We start from the raw sequence: 5,553 nt of genomic DNA on the forward strand, positions 1-5,553 counted from the left end.
AAATATCTATTGTCAAAATATTTATATATCTGGTCTTCATGAAATAACCTACAAGGCAACCATAATCTGGCGCAGCGACGGCGCATTTAACAAAGCGGCGTTATCCGGCTGCTTTATTGGGCATCAAAACCCCAATGAAAGCCACCACCGATACAGGAATTTCAGGCAATCAAACTGGAATGGAAGTGAATGAGATTTCAAAACTAGGGCAAATTGGCACCAAGGTTTTCTTTATGTCACGCAAAGTATTTCATCTTGCGGCAAACCCCTTCAAGCCGCACTTCCTGCTCTCAATGCTTTTTGTGATGCTGCTTGTTGGCATGGCAGTTGTCAACGACGCTCAAATCAGAACCCTGATACTCATTCCAGCCCTCATAATCTACGTTGCAGTTTTTCTTCTCATGCTTTTTGAAAGCCAGCACCTTGCAAAGACGATTGTCCAGGAGCTGCAGGCGCAGGCAGGTTCAGCAGGCACTCTTGTCGAGCAGGCAAAGTCGCTTCCAAAGCCGGTGCGCGCAGGCGCTTGACTTTTTTTACATGCCCAATGTCAGCCAAGGCGCAAGTTTTATCCTGTCATTACTAGAAATCTAAATTCCCGCCTGCTTTCTCAGCTCATCTGCCTTGTCGGTTTTTTCCCAGGTAAAATCCGGGTCTTCCCGTCCAAAATGGCCGTAGGCTGCAGTCTTGCGGTAAATAGGCCTTCTCAAGTCCAAGTCCTTTATTATGTGCCCTGGCTTTAGCCTGAAGTTTTTCCTAATAAGCTCAACAAGCCTGCCATTGTCAATCTTACCTGTCCCAAGGGTGTCTATGAATATTGAAACCGGCTCAGCCACGCCAATAACATATGCCAGCTGCACTTCGCACTTGCCTGCCAAGCCAGAGGCAACAATGTTTTTTGCAATGTATCTTGCCATGTAGCAGGCTGACCTGTCAACTTTGGTTGGGTCCTTGCCGGAAAACGCCCCGCCCCCATGGCTTGCCATCCCCCCATAAGTATCGGCAATGATTTTCCTTCCGGTAACGCCAGTGTCCCCGGCAGGCCCTCCAAGCACGAACCTTCCAGTCCCATTCACAATCACCCTTGTATCCGGAGTATAATATTTTCCAAGCACAGGCTTTACAACATGCTCAAGCAAATCGGCCTTTATCCTCGTTGTTTCCAGTTCCCTGCCGTCAAGCCTGTCATCATGCTGCGCTGCAATGACAACTGTCGTTACCTTTTGCGGCTGGTGGCTTTCATCATATTCGACGGTCACCTGCGTTTTCCCGTCAGGCCTCAAATATGGAATTTTACCTGTTTTTCGTGCCTGAGATATCGCATATGCAAGTTTCTGGGAAAGCGAGATTGGAAGAGGCATAAGCTCAGGCGTTTCATTGCACGCATAGCCAAACATGATGCCCTGGTCCCCAGCACCTATCTCCTCAAGATTTTCCTCCTTTACCCCCTGTGCAATGTCCGGCGACTGCGCATGGATTGACACAAGCACGCCCGAGCCCTTTGTGTCAAAGTGATATTCGGGCTTGTTGTAGCCAATACTATCGATTGTTTTTCTCACAATGCCCTCGACGTCGCAGTAGCCCTTGGTTGTGACCTCTCCGGCAACCACAATCAGCCCTGTTGTCGCAAGCGCCTCAACTGCAACGTGGCTTTGCGTGTCCTGCGAAATCAGGTCGTCAAGTATTGCGTCTGAAATCTGGTCGCAAACCTTGTCAGGGTGCCCTTCAGTCACGGACTCAGAAGTAAACAGGTAAGTCTTTCCAGCCATTTTTCATCTCCTCCTCAAAATCGCTCACTAGCTTTTCCGGCAATCATGCTTATACTTGTCCCATCCTGCACGGCTTGCTATACTCCGCCAGGCGACTTTTAATATATTCCTGCAAGTTTTATTCCTATCGGAATATTATATGGTTTATATTGTTTTTTCAATCTAACTTTTCCCATGGAAGGAAGCTTTTCAGTCTCCGCCCCAAGCAAGCTAATCCTTTGCGGCGAGCATTTTGTTGTCTATGGCGCCCCCGCAATTGCCATGCCACTTGAGCTGCGCCACACCGTAAAGGCAAGCCAAATCGCAGGCGGGGTTGAAGTATCTGGCATTCTAGGATGCTTTGATTTTTCTTCCCCCCGGGAAAAAATACCGCAACAGGCTGCCCTCTACTTTGCCTCATATGAAAAAGCGTGCGAAAAAATCGGCAGGAAGCTTAACGGAGTCCGCTTTGACATCTCAAAAAACATCTATGGCAAGGGGCTTGGAAGCTCTTCTGCAGTTGCAGCAGCCCTTGCTGCAGCGTGCTTTGAGGCTGCAGGGTTCCCATATGCGCCCCAGGATGTTTTTGAGTGCGCCCAGGCAGCCGACCTTGCAACAACCTCCGGGAAAGCATCAGGCATTGACGCGCGCACAGTCTCAATTGGAATTGCACAGGAGTTCCAAAGATTCTTCAACCCAGACAAATTTGCCTTCAGCCAAATCAGCATCAGGCTGCCCAAAGACTCTTTCCTTCTTGTAGTAGACACTTTTGCTGGCAAAAGAAGCACGACCAAGGAGCAGGTGGAAAAGTTTGCGGCCTGTGTTGGGGCGGCCGCGCCACCCTCGCAGCTGCCACAGGCTCAAAGGGACAAAATCAATGCCGATTACACAAGTCTTTACCCAAGGCTCAAGGCGCAGCTCCTGTCTGCTTCCCCAGACGGCAGGCAGCTAGGCAAACTGTTCCTTGAAAACCACAAACTTCTTACAAGTCGCTCTGTTTCAACCCGCGAAATAGACCTGGCTGTAAAAACTGCCGTATCTTGCGGGGCATGGGGCGCAAAGCTTACCGCAGCCGGCGGGGACGGGGGCTCGGTCATAGTCATCGGGCCAAGAGATAATTTGCGCAAGGTTGAAAGCGGCATCGAGAGAATGGGTTTCAAGCCATTCGAGGCTCCTGCTGCAACGCAAGGCATAAAAGTTCAGAGGGAAAAGTGAATCCATGGGCATGCTAGATTTGTTGTTCAAAAGCGTATTTGGCTCAGGCTCAAAAACTGCCATTGGGCCTGGCATGGCACTTGAGTGCCAGCAGTGCAAGGCAAAAATCGACTCCGGGATGAAGCGCTGCCCGTCCTGCGGCGTGCATTTGTCTAGCATGTTCCAGCTCAAATGCCCCTCATGCGGCGAGACAAGCGGCTGGGAGGCGCAAAAGTGCAAAAAATGCAGGGCCGATTTCTTCTCCCAATCCCTCAAGGAGGGCAAGTCCTCCTACAAATGCCCGATGTGCGGCTATGCCGCGGACTATTACATGGTATCATGCCCGTCCTGCGGCGTAAAATTCATTTGAAAAATGCAAAAAAATGCGCGCGCACTGCCTGAAATAAACCCGCGTAGCAGGTGTTGATTTATGCGCCAGATGGCAAGCCTTGAATACATGTTCCTTGTGCGCGAGCTTGAAGGCCTTGCAGGCGAAAGGCTTGAAAAATTCGTGCATTTTGGCGGCAAGTCCTTCAGGCTCAAAATCGGGGGCACTGACATTGCCATTGACGCGCCAGCCAGGGCAAACATGACAAAATACATAGCAGACTCCCCAAAAACTCCGACAGATTTTTGCCTCCAGGTGCGAAGCAGGATAGAAGGGGCGCTTCTTAAGGGCGTGCGCCAGCACGAGGCTGACAGGGTCATCTACTTTGAGCTTGAAAAGGCGGGGGAAAAATTTACCCTTGTCTTTGAGATGTTTTCAGGCGGAAACTGCATCCTTGTTGGCGGGGAGGGAAAAATCCTCAACGTGCTTGTGCAGGAGGAGTGGAAGGACAGGGCGCTTAAACCAAAGCAGGACTACAAGTTTCCCCAAACCGCAATACCAAAATCCGGGATGCTTGACGCGAAGTCAATCGTGTCTGGCAAATATATCTCATCGTGCCTGTCAAGGCTTCCAATCGGAACCATGTACACAAATGAGGCATTGGCAAGGTGCGCAATAGACCAAAAAACACCTGCAAGCAGCCTTGCGGGAAGTGAAATTGCAAGGCTTGAGGGGGTTTTGCACCAAATCGCAGGCACCTGCGCCTCAACAGTCTATTTTGATTCTGGGGGAAAGGCAATAGAGTTTAGTACAACCGGCCTTGCCCTGAAAGCCAGCGCTACAAAGGCCTATGGCTCATTAAGCGAGGCTGCAGACGAGTATTACCTCCAAAACCCACTCGCATCAATATCCGAGGAGCAAAAAGCACAAACCGAGAGGCTTGAAAAGCTTATTGCAATGGAAAAATCGCAGCTTGAGGCAATTGGCAGGCTTGAGGCACAAGCCGCGCAGCTATCTGTTGCAGGGAGGAAAATACTTGAAAACCTTGGGCTTGTGGAGCAGTGCATTGAGTTTGCAGCCAAAAACGACGAGGCAGGGGCGCAGGCAAAGAAGTTCTGCACTGCACTTTGCAAATCTGGCAAGCTAAGTGTTGACAGGAAAAAAGGCAGGCTGGAAATTGAATTGGATTGAAAGTGCCGTATGGCAAAGCTTGGCACAAGGCCAAAACCCAGCGCTGCACGGGTGCAAAACACGCGCCTAATTCAGGTAGGCGTCCTCGACAATGTAGCCTTTGAGCAGTTTTTCTGCCTTTTTGGGCTTGTCGACTTTCAGCGAGTAGAGGGCATGCGTCTTGCTTCTAGTTATGGTGTTGACAATCTCAATGTTTATCCCGTTGTCGGCAAGAATCTTGGCAAGCTTTGAAAGCTCACCTGGGGTGTCGGGTATTTTCACAAGAAGCACGTCCGCAGTAAGAATCTCGTAGTTGTTTGCTGCAAGAACCTCCCTGGCTTTCTTGTCATCAGTCACAAATAGCTGCACAACAGCTTTTGTGCCAACAATGCCGACATTGATTATCTCAATGTTGATTTTTGCCTTTCCAAGCAGGTAGGAAATATCTGCAAGTAACCCAACACGGTCTTCAGCCACTACAATAAGTTGTTTCATGGCACTCCCAGTCCGATATTTGAAGGCTAGGCTTATAATATTTTGTAACAGCTTTTGGGTGTTTTTTTGGCAGTCCCCAAATCTGCCAATCTTGTCAAAGCTTGTATATCTGCAGGTGAGGGACACTGCCAAAATAAATTATATCTTCCTTGGACGCAAGCCTCGCCCCAATGGCAACCTCGACTGATTTTTCACCCACAAGATTTGCGCTTGTTGCCCCGCAAAGAGCCTTGAGCACAAGGCCGCCATCTGCCGCCTCCCCCTTGTAAAAGCCAGCGTAGGCCTTCAGGTCAAGCCTCATCTTGCCGCAGACCAGCACCCTGCCAACCAATTCCCTGTCGCATGCGGCAACTATTTTTCCTTGCGCACTTTCATGAACTTTCAGGTACATGGAAAAACTTGGAAGATGGTGTTAAAAAGCTTGGTCCCGTTATTTTGCTTCAACTCACTATACTCCATGTGCTGCGCGTTCAAGCTTGTATCAGGATGCGACTTGTTAAATTGATGCGGCTTGCTGCAGACGATAAAATTCACGTCAATCAATTACGCGCTTTCCAGAAAATAAATGCATACTGAAAGGTGAATATATGATATCCGCGTCAATACCTGCAAGCAAAGAGT

7 protein-coding genes are annotated in these 5,553 nt (G+C 49.4%); 4 read left to right on the forward strand and 3 right to left on the reverse strand.

What is annotated here, in order from left to right:
* The first annotated feature begins 233 nt into the window (after positions 1-233).
* A complete protein-coding gene (locus tag FJZ26_03675) occupies positions 234-527 on the forward strand; it encodes a hypothetical protein (GenBank protein ID MBM3229505.1) in 294 nt (97 codons plus the stop codon).
* A 60-nt stretch (positions 528-587) separates the two neighbouring features.
* Here FJZ26_03675 and FJZ26_03680 read toward each other — a convergent pair whose 3' ends face one another.
* Complete coding sequence (locus FJZ26_03680) at positions 588-1,766, reverse strand: methionine adenosyltransferase (GenBank protein MBM3229506.1); 1,179 nt, start codon at positions 1,764-1,766, stop codon at positions 588-590.
* A 174-nt stretch (positions 1,767-1,940) separates the two neighbouring features.
* Between FJZ26_03680 and FJZ26_03685 the strand changes: the two genes are divergently transcribed.
* Genes FJZ26_03685 through FJZ26_03695 form a run of 3 tightly spaced genes read left to right on the forward strand, consistent with a single transcriptional unit; the run spans position 1,941 to position 4,458 of the window.
* Positions 1,941-2,960: a hypothetical protein gene (locus FJZ26_03685; GenBank protein MBM3229507.1), complete on the forward strand. Its 1,020-nt coding sequence runs from the start codon at positions 1,941-1,943 to the stop codon at positions 2,958-2,960.
* A gap of 4 nt (positions 2,961-2,964) precedes the next feature.
* Positions 2,965-3,309 (forward strand): hypothetical protein, encoded by a 345-nt coding sequence (locus tag FJZ26_03690; protein MBM3229508.1) that lies wholly within the window; start codon positions 2,965-2,967, stop codon positions 3,307-3,309.
* A 60-nt stretch (positions 3,310-3,369) separates the two neighbouring features.
* Positions 3,370-4,458 carry a hypothetical protein gene (locus FJZ26_03695; protein ID MBM3229509.1) on the forward strand — a complete coding sequence of 363 codons (1,089 nt, stop codon included), beginning with the start codon at positions 3,370-3,372 and terminating at the stop codon, positions 4,456-4,458.
* A 66-nt stretch (positions 4,459-4,524) separates the two neighbouring features.
* On the opposite strand, the gene FJZ26_03700 is transcribed toward FJZ26_03695, so the two are convergent.
* Together FJZ26_03700 and FJZ26_03705 are read right to left on the reverse strand one after the other, a co-directional pair.
* Positions 4,525-4,932, reverse strand: a complete 408-nt coding sequence (locus FJZ26_03700) for an ACT domain-containing protein (GenBank protein MBM3229510.1) — start codon at positions 4,930-4,932, stop codon at positions 4,525-4,527.
* A 94-nt stretch (positions 4,933-5,026) separates the two neighbouring features.
* Positions 5,027-5,323 (reverse strand): DUF424 family protein, encoded by a 297-nt coding sequence (locus tag FJZ26_03705; GenBank protein MBM3229511.1) that lies wholly within the window; start codon positions 5,321-5,323, stop codon positions 5,027-5,029.
* Between the last annotated feature and the right edge of the window lie 230 nt (positions 5,324-5,553).

The organism is Candidatus Parvarchaeota archaeon, from assembly GCA_016866895.1.
Lineage (GTDB): Archaea > Micrarchaeota > Micrarchaeia > Anstonellales > VGKX01 > VGKX01.